This is a genomic window from Streptomyces sp. NBC_01013 (assembly GCF_045162765.1).
Taxonomy (GTDB): Bacteria; Actinomycetota; Actinomycetes; order Streptomycetales; family Streptomycetaceae; genus Streptomyces.
In genome coordinates this window covers 3,172,641-3,189,714 of the sequence record NZ_CP108687.1, presented here as the reverse complement: position 1 = coordinate 3,189,714, position 17,074 = coordinate 3,172,641, and the positions used below count along the sequence as shown (strand labels likewise).

Annotated in this window: 12 protein-coding genes; 7 read left to right on the top strand and 5 right to left on the bottom strand. The window is 72.0% G+C overall.

Annotated features, from left to right (window positions below; all coding sequences use genetic code 11):
- Positions 1 to 135 precede the first annotated feature (135 nt).
- On the top strand, positions 136 to 960 hold the full coding sequence (locus OG538_RS13535) for an RNA polymerase sigma factor (RefSeq protein WP_406093388.1): 825 nt from the start codon (positions 136 to 138) through the stop codon (positions 958 to 960).
- The gene (locus OG538_RS13530) at positions 960 to 2,219 is read left to right on the top strand and encodes a hypothetical protein (RefSeq protein ID WP_406093386.1); all 1,260 of its coding nucleotides are present in this window, start codon (positions 960 to 962) and stop codon (positions 2,217 to 2,219) included. The genes OG538_RS13535 and OG538_RS13530 overlap by 1 nt, the downstream gene beginning before the upstream one ends.
- A 183-nt stretch (positions 2,220 to 2,402) precedes the next feature.
- On the opposite strand, the gene OG538_RS13525 is transcribed toward OG538_RS13530, so the two are convergent.
- Positions 2,403 to 3,332: a L,D-transpeptidase family protein gene (locus OG538_RS13525; protein WP_406093384.1), complete on the bottom strand. Its 930-nt coding sequence runs from the start codon at positions 3,330 to 3,332 to the stop codon at positions 2,403 to 2,405.
- A gap of 228 nt (positions 3,333 to 3,560) precedes the next feature.
- Between OG538_RS13525 and OG538_RS13520 the strand changes: the two genes are divergently transcribed.
- Complete coding sequence (locus tag OG538_RS13520) at positions 3,561 to 5,141, top strand: methylmalonyl-CoA mutase (RefSeq protein WP_406093382.1); 1,581 nt, start codon at positions 3,561 to 3,563, stop codon at positions 5,139 to 5,141.
- Positions 5,142 to 5,273: 132 nt separating this feature from the next.
- Complete coding sequence (gene leuE, locus OG538_RS13515; protein ID WP_406093380.1) at positions 5,274 to 5,942, top strand: leucine efflux protein LeuE; 669 nt, start codon at positions 5,274 to 5,276, stop codon at positions 5,940 to 5,942.
- Between the two features lie 16 nt (positions 5,943 to 5,958).
- Here leuE and OG538_RS13510 read toward each other — a convergent pair whose 3' ends face one another.
- Positions 5,959 to 6,126 (bottom strand): hypothetical protein, encoded by a 168-nt coding sequence (locus OG538_RS13510; protein ID WP_406093378.1) that lies wholly within the window; start codon positions 6,124 to 6,126, stop codon positions 5,959 to 5,961.
- A 6-nt stretch (positions 6,127 to 6,132) separates the two neighbouring features.
- Complete coding sequence (locus tag OG538_RS13505) at positions 6,133 to 8,640, bottom strand: YfhO family protein (RefSeq protein WP_406093376.1); 2,508 nt, start codon at positions 8,638 to 8,640, stop codon at positions 6,133 to 6,135.
- Between the two features lie 364 nt (positions 8,641 to 9,004).
- Here OG538_RS13505 and OG538_RS13500 point away from each other — a divergent pair, with 364 nt between their 5' ends.
- Positions 9,005 to 10,564 carry a hypothetical protein gene (locus OG538_RS13500; protein WP_406093374.1) on the top strand — a complete coding sequence of 520 codons (1,560 nt, stop codon included), beginning with the start codon at positions 9,005 to 9,007 and terminating at the stop codon, positions 10,562 to 10,564.
- Positions 10,561 to 12,894 (top strand): glycosyltransferase, encoded by a 2,334-nt coding sequence (locus OG538_RS13495; protein WP_406093372.1) that lies wholly within the window; start codon positions 10,561 to 10,563, stop codon positions 12,892 to 12,894. The genes OG538_RS13500 and OG538_RS13495 overlap by 4 nt, the downstream gene beginning before the upstream one ends.
- Before the next feature lie 198 nt (positions 12,895 to 13,092).
- Here the strand turns inward: OG538_RS13495 and OG538_RS13490 are convergent, their stop codons facing one another.
- A complete protein-coding gene (locus OG538_RS13490) occupies positions 13,093 to 14,481 on the bottom strand; it encodes a polysialyltransferase family glycosyltransferase (protein ID WP_406093370.1) in 1,389 nt (462 codons plus the stop codon).
- Positions 14,478 to 15,461 (bottom strand): glycosyltransferase family 2 protein, encoded by a 984-nt coding sequence (locus OG538_RS13485; RefSeq protein ID WP_406093368.1) that lies wholly within the window; start codon positions 15,459 to 15,461, stop codon positions 14,478 to 14,480. Before OG538_RS13485 ends, OG538_RS13490 begins: the two co-directional genes overlap by 4 nt.
- Positions 15,462 to 15,680: 219 nt before the next feature.
- Between OG538_RS13485 and OG538_RS13480 the strand changes: the two genes are divergently transcribed.
- Entirely contained in the window at positions 15,681 to 17,069 is a 1,389-nt protein-coding gene (locus tag OG538_RS13480; RefSeq protein ID WP_406093366.1) for a DUF6716 putative glycosyltransferase, read from the top strand.
- Positions 17,070 to 17,074 lie beyond the last annotated feature (5 nt).

Genomic DNA, 17,074 nt, shown 5'->3' with positions numbered 1-17,074 from the left:
AGGGTGTCCGGGGAATGTTGCGGGTTGTACAAGTCATGGACGCGACGCACGCGAAGGACGTAGCGTCTGAGTCGCGCAGGGTGGCGCGGCAGTGGTGACCAGCTGCTTTTCAGGTCAGCAGGGCAGGTTGAGGGAGTGCTGGGGGACGACGCGGGGCTTACTGCCGCGGTGCTCGCGGCGCAGGACGGGGACGAGGACGCCTTCCGTACTGTGTACCGCGCTGTGCAGCCGCGGCTGCTGGGCTACATACGGACACTGGTGGGGGAGCCGGACGCCGAGGACGTGGCGTCCGAGTCGTGGCTGCAGATAGCGAGGGATCTCGACCGGTTCAGCGGTGACGCCGACCGGTTTCGGGGCTGGGCTGCGCGGATAGCCCGCAACCGTGCCCTGGACCATCTGCGGATGCGCGGCAGGCGGCCCGCCACCGGCGGGGACGAGACGGAACTGTCGGAGAAGCCGGCCGGGTCCGACACGGCCGACGAGGCGATCGAGGCGCTGGCCACCGGCCGCACCATGTCGCTCATCGCGCAGCTGCCGCAGGACCAGGCCGAGGCCGTGGTGCTGCGCGTGGTGGTCGGGCTCGACGCCAAGAGCGCGGCGCAGACGCTCGGCAAGCGGCCGGGCGCGGTCCGCACGGCCGCGCACCGCGGGTTGAAGCGGCTCGCCGAGCTGCTGCGGGCGGACGGCGTGGACGGTGCCGGGCACACGGGCGCCGGAGGCGGTCTGGCGGTGGCAGACCCCGCGGAAGGGGGGCGTCCGCGCGGTGACGGTCCGGCCGGTGGAGTCGGGTCGCCCAGGGGGCCGGCCGGCGATGCGGCTCCGGCGCAGTCCCCGCAGGGCAAGGCGGCGGGCCGCACGGTGGAACTCGGCGCCGTCCCCGCGCAGCGCCCCTCCCGCACCGGCCTGGTGGCGCCGGCCGGTGTGACGCATTCGCGTCTGTGGACGCAGAAGGACATGTGATGGCCGACGAGCAGCACGAATGGCTTGACAAGGAAGCGGCGGAGAAGATGCTCCGCCGCGAACCGGTCGACCCTTCCGACGGCCGGTCCCGGCGCGACGCCGAGAGGCTCGCGGCCGCTCTGGACGCCGCCGCCCGCACGGCCCGCCCCGCCGTCGCGGAACTGCCCGGCGAAGCCGCGGCGCTGGCCGCCTTCCGCGCCGCCCGCAACCCCGACCTCCGTACCGCCGCCGTGCCGGAGCCCGCGGATTCGGTGAGCGCCGCGCGGACCGCCGGGACGGACGGCTTCTCCGAGCCGGAGTCCGAGTCCGGGATGCTCGCGCCCGTACACATACGCTCGGCCGGTTCCGGCGCGGCGGGTTCCCGCGGTCCCCGGCCCATGCGCTGGAGCCGGCCCATCCGCTTCGGTCTGGTCGCCTCCCTCGCGTGCTGTGCGATCGGCGGGGTGGCCGTGGCAGCCGGGACCGGAATGCTGCCCGGCCCCTTCGGCCGGCACGCACCCACGCCGGCCACCTCGGTGTCGGCCGCGGCGTCCCCCGAGGAACTGGGCTCCGGTCTCGCCACCGACGAGGAGACGCCCGCACCGCCGCCCGGGTCCCCGGGCCACGGCACGGCGACGCCGGGGGAGCCCGGCCCCGGCCGGACCGGGGGGCAGGAGAGCGACCGCCCCGACGACGGCGGGCGCCCCACCGCAGGCGGCCCCGACGGCGCCGGCGAGGACGGTACCGGCGACAACCGGTCCGGCGACGTCGGCGGTGACGCGACAGGAGGTGCCGACGCGACGACGGGTCCAGGAGGCCAGGAGGGCGACGGAACGGCCGGCGACGCCGACGGCAGGACGTCTACCTGGTACGCCAAGTCCCTGAAGGCCTGCCGCGACTACCGGGACGGCAAGCTCGACGACGAGCGCAGAACCCGTCTCGAAGCGCTGGCCAAGGGCGCCCGCAACCTGGACCGCTTCTGCGACCGGCTGCTCGACCAGGCCGACGGGCAGAGCGGCGACGGGCAGAGCGGCGACGGGCAGAGCGGCGACGGGAAGAGCGGCAGTAGTCAGAACGGCAGCAGTCAGGACGGCGACGGTCAGGACGGCGACGACCCGGCCGGCAGCGACGACTCGTCCCAGGGCGGCTCGGGAAGCCTGCCGTCGATCAGGTTCTCCCCGTCGCCCGCGGCACCCCCGTCCCCCTCCTTCTCGGCCGCTGCCGGAGGCTCCGACCTTTCGCACTCCCCGGCGCCAGCCCTCTCCGTCGCGGCCCGCTGACGGTCCGCTCCGCGCCGCCCGCCGCAGGGTGTGACGTTTTTCGGCCCCTGGACGCAGTACTGAGTGAGCCGACTGGTCATCGGCAGCGCCCGGAGCCGGGGTTCCCCCCGTACCTACGGCTCGGCGCAATGGCGCGGGCGGGACACGTTCCCCCGGTCCCGCCCGCGCCCCTCATTCAGGACCTCACCAGTAGATGACGACCTTGTCGCCGTTGCGGACCTGGTCGAACAACGAGGCGATCTTCCCCTCGTCCCGGACGTTGACGCAGCCGTGCGAGGCGCCGTTGTAGCCGCGGGCCGCGAAGTCCGACGAGTAGTGCACCGCCTGGCCGCCGCTGAAGAACATCGCGTACGGCATGGCGGTGTGGTAGATCGTCGACACGTGGTGCCGGGACTTCCAGTAGACGGAGAAGGTGCCTTCGCGCGTCGGCGTGTACTGCGAGCCGAACCGGACGTCCATCGACGAGACGACGTGGCCGTCGATCATCCAGGACAGCGACCGGCTGTTCTTGCTGATGCAGATCACCCGGCCCGTCATGCAGCGCTTGTCCGGCTTCGCGGCCGGCCGGGTGGTCGGCGGGTTCAGCTCGGCGGCCGTCGGCGCGTGCGTCATGCCGAGCAGCTTCTGCCAGGTGAGCGAGTCCGTCCTCCCCGTGCGGGACAGCCCGCGCTTGCCCTGGAACGACTGCACGGCGGCGACCGTGACGGAGCCGTAGTAGCCCGTCGGGCTGCGGTCGAAGTGGCCGATCTGACGCAGCCGGGCCTGGAGCTCGCGCACCCGCTTGCCCTGCGCGCCGCTCGCCATCAGCACCGTGGCCTGCGGATCGGCCGACGGCGTGGGCGTGGATGTCGGTGTCGGCTTCGGCGGCGTGCTCGGCTTCGCGCTCGCGGAGGGCTTCGCTGATTGCGTGGGGTCCGTGCCGGGCTTGGCGTCGTCGGTGGGTGAACTGCTCGCGCGCGGCTTCGACGGAGGGGCCGACGCGCTGCCTGCGGGCTCCGCCTTGCATCCTGCGGTCACGGCGACCAGCGCCAGTACGGCGACGGCGGATGCCGCACCGGCCCCGCGGCCACCCCTGTGTGCGTGGCCGCTCCCGGCCCTGCTGCTGCGTATCATCTCGGCCCCCTGGATCTGCGTTGTCTCATGGGACGGATTCCCGCTCTGCCCGGTTGCCGAATCCTGCGCATGATGGGGAAAGCGGCACCGAGGACCGGAGGATGTCAGGCATCAGGGCTGTGAGCAAGGTCCCAGCCGGGCCCCCTCCAACGGTCGCGCACCCGCCGCTACAGTCCGTCGCGAGAGCCATTGGTTACCAGTGAGTAGCTTCAGCGGGAGGCACAGCAGATGACGCGCGAGTCGGAGTCGGGACTGCCCATCGAGCCGGTCTACGGACCGGACACGCTCGACGGATGGGACCCCGCCGAGAAGCTGGGTGAGCCGGGCAGCTACCCCTTCACGCGCGGTGTGTACCCGTCGATGTACACGGGACGCCCGTGGACGATGCGTCAGTACGCCGGGTTCGGGACGGCCACCGAGTCCAACGCCCGCTACCAGCAGCTCATCGCCAACGGCACGACGGGCCTCTCCGTCGCCTTCGACCTGCCCACCCAGATGGGCCACGACTCCGACGCGGAGATCGCGTCCGGCGAGGTCGGCAAGGTCGGAGTGGCGATCGACTCCGTCGACGACATGCGCGTGCTGTTCGACGGGATCCCGCTGGACCAGGTCTCCACGTCCATGACGATCAACGCCCCCGCCGCACTGCTCCTGCTGATGTACCAGCTGGTGGGCGAGGAACAGGGCGTCCCGGCGCGGCAGCTCACGGGCACCATCCAGAACGATGTGCTCAAGGAGTACATCGCCCGGGGTACGTACATCTTCCCGCCCGCGCCCTCGCTGCGGCTGATCGCCGACATCTTCAAGTACTGCCGGGCCGAGATCCCGAAGTGGAACACCATCTCGATCTCCGGCTACCACATGGCGGAGGCCGGGGCCTCGCCCGCGCAGGAGATCGCGTTCACGCTCGCGGACGGCATCGAGTACGTCCGTACCGCCGTCGCGGCCGGCATGGACGTCGACGACTTCGCCCCGCGGCTCTCGTTCTTCTTCGTCTCGCGTACGACGATCCTGGAGGAGGTGGCCAAGTTCCGCGCCGCCCGTCGCATCTGGGCGAAGGTGATGAAGGAGGAGTTCGGCGCGAAGAACCCCAAGTCGCTGATGCTGCGCTTCCACACCCAGACCGCCGGCGTGCAGCTCACGGCCCAGCAGCCGGAGGTGAACCTGGTGCGTGTCGCGGTGCAGGGCCTGGCCGCGGTCCTGGGCGGCACCCAGTCGCTGCACACCAACTCCTTCGACGAGGCGATCGCCCTCCCCACCGACAAGTCCGCCCGCCTCGCCCTGCGCACCCAGCAGGTCCTCGCGTACGAGACGGACGTGACGGCGACCGTCGACCCGTTCGCGGGGAGCTACGTGGTGGAGAGGATGACCGACGATGTCGAGTCCGCGGCCCTGGAACTGATGCTCAGGATCGAGGACATGGGCGGCGCCGTCCACGCGATCGAGCGCGGCTTCCAGAAGGACGAGATCGAGCGCAGCGCCTACCGCATCGCCCTGGAGACGGACAGCGCCGAGCGGGTCGTCGTCGGCGTCAACCGCTTCCAGCTCGACGAGGAGGAGCCGTACGAGCCGCTCCGCGTCGACCCGGCGATCGAGGCCCAGCAGGCCGCCCGGTTGGCGAAGCTCCGTGCCGAACGGGACCAGGGGGCGGTGGACACGGCACTGGCGGCCCTGCGCAAGGCGGCCGAGGGCACGGACAACGTGCTCTACCCGATGAAGGACGCGCTCAGGGCCCGCGCGACCGTGGGCGAGGTCTGCAACGCGCTGCGGGAGGTCTGGGGGACGTACGTGCCGGCGGACGCCTTCTGAGAGCTCCGGCCGTGGAGCAGCGGGGCGGACCGCCGGCGCCCGGCCGAGGGGATGCCGCGGGGGAGGGCCGGGGCGGCATCGCCGCGGAGCCCCGCTTCCGGCGCGTCGTACCCCCGTGCGACACTCCGTTCCATGCTGGGTGTCACCGACCTTCCGACCTATCTCGCCGGCCTCGTGCTCATCGTTCTGCTGCCGGGTCCGAATTCGCTGTACGTGCTGTCCGTCGCGGCCAGGCGCGGAGTGCGGACCGGTTATGTCGCCGCGGCCGGGGTGTGGACCGGGGACACCGTGCTGATGACGCTGTCCGCGCTCGGGGCCTCCTCGCTGCTGCAGACGACGCCCGTGCTCTTCGCCGTCGTGAAGTTCGCCGGTGCGGGCTATCTGACCTGGCTGGCGATCGGGATGCTGCGCGCCGCGGTGTCGATGTGGCGCGAGCGGCACCGCCGGGTGGCGGAGCTGACGGGCGATGCGACGGACGGGTCCGTGACCCCGGGCGCCATGGAGCGGCCGTACCGGCGGGCGCTGGTGGTCAGCCTGTTCAACCCGAAGGCGATCCTCTTCCTGATCTCGTTCTTCGTGCAGTTCGTCGACCCGGGGTACGCCTACCCGGCGCTCTCCTTCCTGCTGCTGGGCACCCTGCTCCAGATCGCCAGCTTCCTGTATCTGTCGATGCTGATCTTCGGCGGCACCCGGCTGTCCGCCGCGTTCCGGCGCCGCAAGCGGCTCTCGGCGGGGGCCACTTCGGCGGCGGGCGTGCTGTTCCTCGGGTTCGCGGCGAAGCTCTCGCTCAGCAGCGTCTGACCGGGCGCCGGCGGTCTCAGCCGGCCCTGAGGCCGGGGCCCAGCGCCGTGACGTACTCCGCGAGCCCGGCCGTGTCCTCGCCCGCCCACCCGATGCAGCCGTCGGCCTGCGGCTCATCGGCGCGGCATCGAGGCGCGCTACGGGGCGGGGTGAGCGCGTCCGGTGCCTCCGGTCGGCCCGTCACCGCCTCCTACGACCGGGCGCGCCGCCGCCGTGCACGCGTCAGGACCGCCGGGGTGGACGCCAAGGCGACCAGGGCCACCAGCGAGGCCACTCCGGCAACCGCCCCGGCCCGCAGTCCCGGGGGCCGGAAGGCGCAGTCCACCGTCGTCCGGTCGCCGCCGACCGGGACGGCGACGAGACCGAGATACGAGTCGGCCGGACGCCCGTTGCAGTTCCAGCCCGCGATCCGGGGAGCGGCCAGCACGGCGACCCCTCCGGTCCCTGAAGGGAGTTCGGCGTGCACGCCGCTGCCGGAGACCGTGACCCGCGTCGCGCCGGTGCGCTTCAGCTCCGCCACCGCCGAGGCCAGGTGGCCCGGATCCAGGCAGCCGACGGCGTCGTGCGGGACGGTTCCCGCCCTTTCCGCCCGCAGCGTCACGGCGAGCCGGCCCGCCCCCGCGCCCAGCGGCAGAATCCCGGCACGGCGTGCGGGCAGGTCGCCCCGGACGTCATTCGCTTCACCGGTCGCGCCCAGCCGGGCGGTGCCGAACAGGTCGGGCGCCCACAGGAACACCCGGCTGCCCGCGGGGCAGTCCGCACGCAGGGTGTACGTGCCGGGGTCCACTGCGTAGGCGCTCGTGTTCCTGTCGGTGGCGGCCGCGCCGTCCGCGGACCGCAGCTCGGTCGTCGGCAGCGTGTACACCGAAGCACCCAGCAGCTTCTCCTGATTGCGGAAGGGCGAGCGCCCCCACCCGGACGCACCCGAGCCGGCCGGCCGCACCGTCACCAGCGGCGGGACGTCCTGCCGGGTCACGGTCACCGGGCGGTCGTCCGGCCGGTTCCAGACCTGGTGCGGATCGCGCGGCACGTGGACCCGGGCGCCGACCGAGAACACCGCGTCGGTCACCGGGTTGTCCAGGCTCTGCAGGGCGCGGCCGCGCGATGTCCAGCCGCCGCCCAGTGCGAGGAAGGTGCGGGTCGTCACGTCGGGCGTATGGCTGCTGTAGTAGGCCCCGCCCTGCCCGCCGACCAGCAACGGATCGTTGGCGGTGCTCTGTTCGAGGCCCGGGTCGGTGCGATAGCGCGGCCAGCCGTCGGCACCCGCGACCGCTGCGGCCTGGTCGCTCTGCCGCTCCCCCCAAGGGGCGTAGTCGTCGAGCCGGGTCAGCCGCTGCCGGTCGGCGTACGCGGTGGTCGCGGCGGCCTGACCGGCCTGCGCCCCGGCCAGGAGGACGGCCGCGAGCACGACGAACCTGCCGCTGCGGACCAGCGCGAGACCGCAGAGGACCGCCACCAGACCGGCGGCGAACAACGGATAGGTCCACCGGGTGACCAGCTCACTGGGCGCTGCAGCGGCGGCGGCCAGCACCAGCACCCCGCCCCCGCACAGCAGCGCCCGACGGTCCGGCCAGGCATGGGCGAGGGAGGTCCAGGCGGCGATCACCACGAGGCCGGAGAGGACGAACGTCTGGCGGAACGGGCTCCCGTTCGGGGTCGCGAAGGCGTGCCAGAGCAGATGTGTGGGCCCCCACTGCAACGACAGCGCGACCACGGCGACCAGCCCCGGCCACACCCACCGTTCCGTGCGCGGCACGGAACGGTGGAAGGCCAGGGCGCAGGCCGGAAGCAGGGCAGCGGTGCCGATGAAGACCGCGGGGCTGAAGAACCCGTACGTGGCCGGCAGCAGGCGGGCGGCGACGTCCGGCCAGGTGGCGGCGGCGAACTCCCGGGTCCAGCCCGGATAGGCGTGCCGGGTGCCGAGGAAGACCGGCACGAGCACGGGCGCGGCCAGTCCGATGCCGAGCACCACGGTCCGCACCGCGCGTACCAGGCCCCGCACCCGCTCACGCGGCGTCCCGTCCTCCAGCAGCAGCCGCACCACGAGCACCAGGGCGGCCCCGAGCGTGGCCATGTACGCGGTGTAGAAGTTGGACACCCAGGCGAGCGTCACCAGGAGCGTCCCCAGCACCGGCCGCCGCGCGGTGCGTGCCCACTCGCCGGCCAGGCACAGCAGCGGGAAGGCGATGAGTCCGTCCAGCCACATCGGGTTGTACGCGGCTTCGGCGACCGACCAGCCGCACAGGGCGTACGAGGCACCGAGCACGGCCGCCGGCCACTCCCGGCCGCGCCCCCGGCGCAACGCGGTGAGCAGCCAGGTCATGGCCGCTGCGGCCGCCCCCGTCTTCACCAGCGTGACCACGTAGACGGCCAGGTCGATCCGGTCCCTCGGGAACACCCCGACGAGCAGGGCGAACGGGCTGCTCAGATACGTACCGAGGTCCGGCAGGAAGCTCGTGCCGAAGCCCGACTGCCAGTTGACCAGCGGCCCGCCGTCCGCCTGTCCGTGCAGCAGGTCCCAGAGCCGGGCGTGGAACGGGACGAACTGATTACCCAGGTCGTTCACGCTGCGGGTGCGCGGGCCGAAGGGGTAGCTGCGGGCCACCGCGTCGCCGGCACAGACGGTCACGACGGTGAGCACGGCGGCCAGCGCGGCACCTCGGCCGCGCGGCGATCGGAGAGTCGACGGAGTCCTCATGATGGGTCGAATATGTCATCGAGCATCGTGAAATCCCGCGAGTGAAAAGGCGGTTCACCTGATGGACCACCAGCCTTCACGCGGCACTCTCCGCCCGGTCATCCTCCGCGGGCGTCAGCGCCCTTCGCCTTCCGTCGGGCACCCTGCGCCGGTCGGTCGCGCACGGGCCCGAGTTCGGCGCCCGCGCCCCTGACCGGGGCCGCCGCCCACGGGCGGAGGGCGGCAGTTTTCCGGGCTGACAGGGCGAGTTCATCTTCCGGCCGTACAGGTTTCCTAGCGTGCGACGGAACCACGAACGGTTGACGAACATCCGTACCTCTCCCTACGCCCCCTCCCCCCACGGGCAGCAGACGCTTGGAGCGCCATGACGAAAGCCCGCACCCGTTGGCCACGGCAGCGTGACGCGGAGGAACCCGTCCCGCCCGACGGCGGCACGCCCTCCCTCGCCGCCGTACGCCCGACGGATCTGGAGACGTGTCTGCGTGCCTGCGCCGCGCACAGCGGGAAGCTGGTCGCCGGGCTCGACCGGCGGCGTACGGCGCTCGCAGAGGCCCTGCGCCATCTCCTGGCCACCCACGCCGCCATGGAGCAGACGCCGTCCGCCGAGGCCGCCTCCCCGCTCCCGCTCCTGCGCCGCGCGGGCAAGGGCGGGACGGGCTCCGCCCTGGTCCTCGGCGACCGGTTGCTCGACCCGCTGCTCGCCGTCGGCACCAAGGCGCTGGACTGCGGTTACGAGGACGAGCTCAAGCTCGCCGTCCTCATCACCGACACGGTGCTGACCCAGCGCAAGGGATCCCGGGCGGCCTGGCGGTTGCGGGGCCGCGTCCTGGAGGCGATGGGCGCCGAGAGCGACGCCGTCGAGGCGTACGAGCGCTATCTCGCACTCACCGACGAGGACGGTTTCGGGGTCGCGGCGAAGACGGCCGGGCTGCGGGCCGGTGCCGAGCGCCAGAGCGAACTGCTCAGGAAGCTGGAGCAGAGCTGCCCCGAGGCCGCGGCCTTCGCCGCGGGGTCCGTCACCGACACCTGGGCCGAGGGCCTGGCCCTGCACGGGCGCGGGGACTGGAACCGGGCACGCTCCCGGCTGATCGGCGCACTGCTCGCCCAGGACCGGGCCGGCGCACCGGTGCCGGAGATCCAGGAAGCCCTCAGCCAGTACGTCGGCCTCGCACTGGAGGCCGGCGGCGCACCGGGCAGCGGCGGCACCCTGCGCACCGGCGCGGGCAACGGCGACCCCGCCCTCCTCACCGAGCTCCTGGAGCTCTACGCGGGTCAGCGCCGGGCCCGGATGCGCGGCCCGGTCGACGACCCGACGTTCGGTGACGTCGAGTGGACGACGCTCGGTGAGTTCCGCAACCGCATCGCGGGCAAGTCGATCTGTCTGATCGCCAACTCGCAGCGGGTCGGCACTTCTTCGATGGGCGCCGAGATCGATGCGTACGACCTCGTCGTCCGCTTCAACTCGTACCGGACGGACCCGCCGGCGACCGGCAGCCGTACCGACATCCACGCCACCATCCACAAGCACGGCTTCAACTGGGACCAGAAGGTGCACACCAGACTGGTCTTCGGCGGGATCTCCGGCGACTGGAAGTACTCGCTGCGCAACCGGCTGGTGCCGGGCGCCCAGCAGTACCTCGGCGACGAGTCCCTGCGCTGGCCGCTGCGCAACATCGGCAGGGTCGGCACGGCCGACTGGCCGTCCATCCCCACCACCGGCTTCAACATGCTGTGGCTGCTGGACTACCTGGATGTCAGCCCTCGACTCGACCTGATCGGCTTCGACTTCTACGAGAGCGGCGCCTACCGGATGCCCGCCGCGATGAAGATGCCCATCACCTCCGTCCACGAGTACACCAGCGAAAAGGCGTGGGTCATGGAACGCGCCCAGAGCGTCACCGACACGAGGATCAGCCTGCGATGACGACGCCCCCTACCGCGCTCGCGCCACACAACGCCGCCAACGCGCTCACCGGAAAGCGCCGCGTCGCCTTCGCGAGCTTCGTGGACGAGAACTACCTGCCGGGCTTTCTCGCCCTGCTGCGCAGTCTCGCCCTGTCCAACCCCGGAGTGTGCGAGGACTTCATCGTCCTGCACGACGGACTGCGTCCCGCATCGGTCGCGAAGATCCGGGCGCTGCACCCGCGCATCGACTTCCGCCGTGTCGACGCCGCGCACTACGACTCGTACGCCAAGGGCGACCAGGACAACTACCTGGTGCGCAAGGCGTACTTCATCCTCGACGTCTTCCGGGTGCGCGACTACGACACGGTGATCACCCTGGACACCGACATGGTCGTCCTCGGCGACCTGGGCGACCTGCTGAAGCTCCGCGACGGACTCGCCGCCGTTCCGCAGTTCTTCTACGGGCAGCACAAGCTCAACAGCGGGCTGCTGGTCATCCAGCGCGAGTATCTGAGTGATGCCTTCTGCGCGAAGATCGACGACGTCGGCCGCAAGGGCACCTACGAACTCGACAAGCACGACCAGGGCATCCTGAACGCCGTCCTGGACGGCGACTTCGTGCAGCTCGACGCCCGCTACAACTTCGTCAAGCGGCGGCTCTCCGGCGACCTCCCGGTGCCCGAGACCACCGCGATCCTGCACTTCACCGGCCGGCACAAGCCGTGGCAGGGCGGCGAGGCCGGTTATGGACTCGCCGAGGCCCGCTGGCGTGAGTTCGAGCTGTCCGACGCCGCGTTCCACTCCGCCTACCTGGCGCTGCCCGGCGCCAAGCACCACGACCTGCTGGTGCACTACGGCACGCCGCACGTCCGCCGCACTGCCGACCCCGAGAGCGCCCGCAAGGTCGCCGCCGCACACATCGGCGCAGGTGAGTACCAGGAGGCGGCCGACCTGCTCGGCGGGGTCCGGATCCCTGTCGACGAGGCCTGGCCGCACGAGGTGCTCGGGAACGCGCTGATGAGCGTCTCGCGCTACGAGGAGGCCCGCGCCCAGCTCATGCTGGCCACCGCGGCCCCCAACCGGGCCGCCACCGCCTTCTCGCGCCTCGCCCAGATCGCCTGGATCCACGGCGACGACGCCGGCGCCGCGCAGTACGCCCTCCAGGGTCTCGGCGTCGACCCGACCCACCGGGCGAACCGGCTGATGTACAAGCGCACCAGGGATGCCGAGACGCCCGTCGAGGGGCCGGCCGCCGACCAGCTGGCGCACGTCGCCTTCTACATGGACCGGCAGGGCAACGCCGGGGACAAGCTGCTCCCGGAGAGCGTCCGGCTCGCCTTCGGCCGAGACACGGGCCCGGCCCGCTGGCACTCCGTCCACGCCCACCGGCTGTTCGACGAAGCCGCCCTGGAGCGGGTCAACGCCCGCCGGGGACTGGTCATCGGGGGCGGCGGCCTCTTCATCCCGGACACCGCCGCGAACGGCAACAGCGGCTGGCAGTGGAACGTCCCGGACGCCCTGCTGGAGCGGATCGACGTACCCGTCATGGTGTACGCGGTCGGCTTCAACGCCTTCGACGGCCAGGCGTACGGCCACGGCCGCGACCGGTTCCTCTCCTCGCTGCGCAAACTGGTCGAGCGCGCCTCCTTCTTCGGGCTGCGCAACCACGGATCGATCGAGAAGGTCCGCGAGCTGCTGCCGCCGTCGCTGCACGACAAGGTCCGCTTCCAGCCCTGCCCGACCACGGTCACCCGGCAGCTCGTCGACGGCTGGAGGGACCCCGCACAGCGCGAGAACACCGTCCTCGTCAACGCCGCGTACGACCGCTCGGGGCTCCGCTTCGGCCATGACTACGCGCACTTCCTCGCCGAGATGGCCACCGCGGTGAAGGGGCTCGGCGCCCATGCCGAGGTGAAGTGCGTCGCCCACTCGCTGGACGACGAGCGGATCGCCTTCGACCTGCGGCGCGAGCACGGCATCGCGCTGCCGGTGATCCCGATGTACGACTTCGGGAACGACGAGATCCGTGACACGTACGCCCGGACCAAGCTGGTCATCGGCATGCGCGGGCACGCGGGAATGATCCCGTTCGGCTGCGGCACGCCGATCATCAGTCTGATCTCGCACCCGAAGATGGCGTACTTCCTGGCCGACATCCAGCGGCCCGAGTGGGGCATCTCCGTGCATGACCGGCACCTCGGGGCGCGGCTCGTGGAACGCGCGGCCGGTTTGCTGGACGACCACGCGGCGGCGGTTGCCGATGTGCACGGCCGACAGCAGGAGCTGTGGAAGGTCACCGAGGCGAACGCGGCGGACCTGCGGTTCATCCAGGGGGGCGTGCGCGTCTGACAGCACGGGGGAGGGGCGGGGACGCCGCCCCTCCCCTCCCCGCGTACATGCCCGTCCGCGAAGGCCCCGTCCGGTTCAGTGACCGAACGGGGCCCTGTGCGTGGGCTCCCGGTACTCAGGTGGTGATGGCCCGTGCCGGTGGTCCGGCCGCCGGCGTGTCCGCCGCTACGACGGGACTCCGCCTGCGCCGGCCGGCCCTCAGCCCAGTGCGGCCCGCTTCAACGTCCGTGCCCGGCGCGCTATTTTGCGCAGGGCCGGGCTGCGCGGGATGAACGAGAGCTGGGCGGGGACCGCGCCCGGCAGCGCCAGAGTGGTCAGGCGGCGACGCTTGAAGTAGCGCCAGGTGCCGTGGCCCAGGTGGCGCGAGAGGTAGCGCTCGGCCGCCGGGCGCAGATCCGGGTAGATCCGCGGCTGCATCGCGAAGCCCACGGCGTGGAGCAGCGGGGAGACACGCTCGACCACGTGCTCCGCGGACGGCGGCGACCACTCGCGTACGGCCTGCGCGTCGCCCAGGTCCGGCAGCAGTGCGTCCACCAGTGTCACCGGCACCCGGTTGCTGTTCTCGTACGGGGCCAGCCGGTCGAGCAGAAGCTCCGTACCGGTCCTGGCGACCGGCAGCCCGTAGAACACGGCCGCCGTCAGCAGAGCCGTGGAGAAGCAGCCGACGACCAGCGCCGGTCGCATCCGCTGGTACAGCACCTCCGCGAGCAGGGACCCGCCCGGCGTACGGGTCCCGCCGGACCGGCTGTCCAGCACGGTCAGTTCGGCGCCCAGCGCGGTCGCCTCGGCCACCATCGCGTGCGCCCACTGTTCGGGCGCGGTGGGATGCGGCTTGAACACCAGACGGGTGTGGCCGAGTGCGACGGCGCCCCGGATCATCCGCAGATGCAGCTCCTCCTCCTGCGCCGCCTCGATCAGTCCGAGCGCCGAAAGGTACTGGCCCAGCAGCAGTGCGGGAGCCTCCACGGGCGGGACCGCGACGGGCAGGTCGGCCAGTTCGGCGAAGACCTTCAGCAGGTGGTCCGTGCTCAGCGTCTGAGCCTCGACGCCGAACTCCGTGAGCAGCAACGGCTTCAGCCCCGGCACCAGATCGGGATGCAGGAGGCGGCGCACCCGGGTGCCGACCAGCGGGTCGAGCTTGTTCCTGGTCGGGCCGTAACTCATCAGGCCGTCCGCGTACACGTCGATCGGTGCGGCGGTGAAGATCTGGCAGACCGACAGGGACGGGCTGACCTGGATCGACTCGACGACCAGCTCGACACGGTCGTCGCCGAGTCCCCATACGAGCCGCAGATGACGCTCCCACAGCGGCACGTCGTCCAGCCGCGGCACCCAGGCGCCGGGGTGGAAGGGCGCGATGGCCTCGTTCCACGACAGCACACCGTCGAAGCGGCCGCGCAACGCCTCGAAGCCCGGCATCGCGTCGACGGACGGGGACGTCTCGGGGATCGAGGCGTTGTTGCAGAGCAGGAGCAACGAGCGGTCGGCGGGCTCGAAGCGCCCCTCGTCCATCGCGGCGGCGAGCGTGGCCACGCCGTAGAGGGTGGAGGCGACGAAGATGCGCGTGGTGCGCACGGTGGTGCTCATGCGGCGGCGGCCTCCTTCACGGTGTGCGGCCGGCGGCGCAGCCGGCGCAGCAGCGTCGCGCGCTGTCCGTCCATCGAGTCCAGCGCCTCGTCGAGCACCTGTTGCGGCATACGCTTCAGGGCGGCCGAACTGAGCGACTTCAATGTGCGAGCCACGGAGGGTTCGAACCTTTCGATGGAGCTGATGTGGTGGGAAATCACGGCGCAATAGGTCCGTACGGCCTTCGGCAGCAGGGTGTCCGCGTCACGGTCCTCGGCCGTTTCCCGTACGACCTGGTCGAACGCCCGGATGAAATCGAGTTGGCGTACGTCCCCGATCTGGGTCAGTGAGGTGGAAACCCCGCGCCGGTAGAAGAGGCCCAGCATTCCGGTCACCGCGAAGGATTCCGCCTGCCGGTGCAGCCGCCAGATCCACGGCCGGTCCTCCGCCGTGCGCAGCCCGTCCGTGAAATGCAGCAGACCGCGGTCCAGCAGTCGGCGGTGATAGATCCCGGCCCAGGCGTACGGATAGTCGACCATCGTGGACCGGGTGGCGGGCAGGATCGCCGCGCGGGGATCCAGCGGTACGTCCCTGAGGCCGTGCGGCGCGCGCTGCACGGTGCGCGCACGGGCGTGGGCCTGGACATGGTCCGTACGGACGAAGTCGCAGGCCAGGCCCTCGGCGCGGGCTACGAGTTCGGCGTAGTAGCCGGGCGCCAGCCAGTCGTCGCCGTCCAGGAAGGTGAGGTACTCGCCGCGGGCCGCGTCCAGCCCGGTGTTGCGCGCGGTGGCCAGACCGCCGTTCTGTTCGTGTCTGCGCACCACCACCCCGGGGATGTCCTCCTGGGCGCGGTGCAGGATGTCGGCCGTCCCGTCGGTCGAGCAATCGTCGACGAGGATGAATTCGAAGTCGTCGCGGGCGTTGGCCAGCAGGCTGCTGAGGGTGTCGGGCGCGTATGTCTGCACGTTGTAGAACGGCACGATGACGGAGAGCTTAACCACCCGCATCACGCTAGTTCCGGGCTGCGCATTCGCCCTGTCGGCCGGGCGGACGCCGGGTGAACGGAACCCGTCGGAATCGTTAACCGGTGTGCCCGCAGGGGCATTTCCATTGGCTTTTCGACGAGCGGGCAGCCGGTTCGACAAGCGTCGGCGGGCTGTTAACTTTCTGTTGCTTTCGCGTTGGGCTGTCCACCCCCGGGCCTTCCTAACGTCTTGGACGTGCCCCTTCGTAACAGCAATTCGGCTTCTCCAGCAGGGCTGGAGTCCACGGACGCGCAGCCCGCCGCGCTCCGCGTAGCCGTACTCGCCGACTCCGACACCCGATGGAAGTGGGGCGCGCTCACCGCGCGCCGGCTGACCACGGGGGGCGGCGGCGCGCCCACGGACCGTGCGGAGATCAGCGGACTGCTGCTGCGTGGCCGGGCGACGCCGACTCCCCGCCAGCTCGCCGAGGTCGGCGACGTCGGCATCGACACCGACCGGGTGCGTGAGGTGACGGCGGTCGAGTTCCTGCACGCCGTGCGCGACGAGGGCTACGACCTCGTGGTCCTCGCCCTCGTCGGCGGCGCTGTCCAGGCGATGCTGCACGGCATTGCCGCACTCCGGCTGCCCATCAGACCGGTCCTCGTCACCGGTTACGTCGGCGTCGTCTACGAGAAGCTCGCCGACGGACTGCTGCTGCGGCACGGCGCCGACATCGTCCTCGCCAACTCCCGTCACGACGCGGAGCGTTTCCGCGCGGTGTACGAGGGAGTGGGCGCCGATGCCTCGGCCGTCACGGAGGCGGCCCTGCCGTTCCTCGGCGGCGCTCCGCACCGCCCCGAACAGGGCCGCGACACCGTCGTGTTCGCCGCCCAGCCCTCCGTGCCCGCCTCGCGCGGCGACCGTGCGTACCTGCTGCGCAGGCTCGTCGAGCACGCCAGACTGCATCCGCGGCGCGAGGTGCTCCTCAAGCTGCGCTCCAAGCCCGGTGAGCACACCACGCACATCGAGGAACTCCCGTACCAGCGCCTCGCCGAGAAGCTGCCCGGCGGGCTCCCGCCCAACTTCCGCCTGGTGTACGGGCACATGGGCGAGGTCCTGGACCGTACCGACCTGCTGGTCACCGTCTCCTCGACCGCCGCCCTGGAGTCCCTGCACCGCCGCATCCCCACCGCGGTCCTCACCGACCTCGGGGTGCGCGAGGCCCTGGGCAACCACCACTTCATCGGCTCCGGCCTGCTCACCTCCTGGGACCACCTCGACGGCGGCGCCCACCCGCGGCCCGACGCCGAGTGGCTGGCCGGCCAGGGGGTCGCCGCCGACGGCACCTACGACACGGCCTACGACACCGCCCGCGCCCGGGTCACCGCCCTGCTGGCGCAGGACCGGCTGCCCGACCCGGCGCCCTACTACACACCCGCCACCGCCCCCGGCTACCTCCCCGGAATCCTCGCCCGCCACCACCTGGCCCCCGACGGCCACCCGCTGCCGGGCGCCGCCGCGCCCAAGGAGACCGGCCGGGTCAGAGGAGCCGTGCGCGAGGCCGTCCGCGACGCGGCCCGGGGCGCGTACCGCCACGGCGTGCAGCGGGTCGCCCCGGTCATCCGACGGATGGGCGAGCTGTGAAAACC

What these genes read in the sequence shown, in the direction of transcription:
- OG538_RS13525 (WP_406093384.1), bottom strand. Translation starts at nt 3,332, where the DNA reads ATGATACGCAGCAGCAGGGCCGGGAGCGGCCACGCACACAGGGGTGGC.
- OG538_RS13495 (WP_406093372.1), top strand. Translation starts at nt 10,561, where the DNA reads ATGACGACGCCCCCTACCGCGCTCGCGCCACACAACGCCGCCAACGCG.
- OG538_RS13530 (WP_406093386.1), top strand. Translation starts at nt 960, where the DNA reads ATGGCCGACGAGCAGCACGAATGGCTTGACAAGGAAGCGGCGGAGAAG.
- leuE (WP_406093380.1), top strand. Translation starts at nt 5,274, where the DNA reads ATGCTGGGTGTCACCGACCTTCCGACCTATCTCGCCGGCCTCGTGCTC.
- OG538_RS13520 (WP_406093382.1), top strand. Translation starts at nt 3,561, where the DNA reads ATGACGCGCGAGTCGGAGTCGGGACTGCCCATCGAGCCGGTCTACGGA.
- OG538_RS13490 (WP_406093370.1), bottom strand. Translation starts at nt 14,481, where the DNA reads ATGAGCACCACCGTGCGCACCACGCGCATCTTCGTCGCCTCCACCCTC.
- OG538_RS13500 (WP_406093374.1), top strand. Translation starts at nt 9,005, where the DNA reads ATGACGAAAGCCCGCACCCGTTGGCCACGGCAGCGTGACGCGGAGGAA.
- OG538_RS13505 (WP_406093376.1), bottom strand. Translation starts at nt 8,640, where the DNA reads ATGAGGACTCCGTCGACTCTCCGATCGCCGCGCGGCCGAGGTGCCGCG.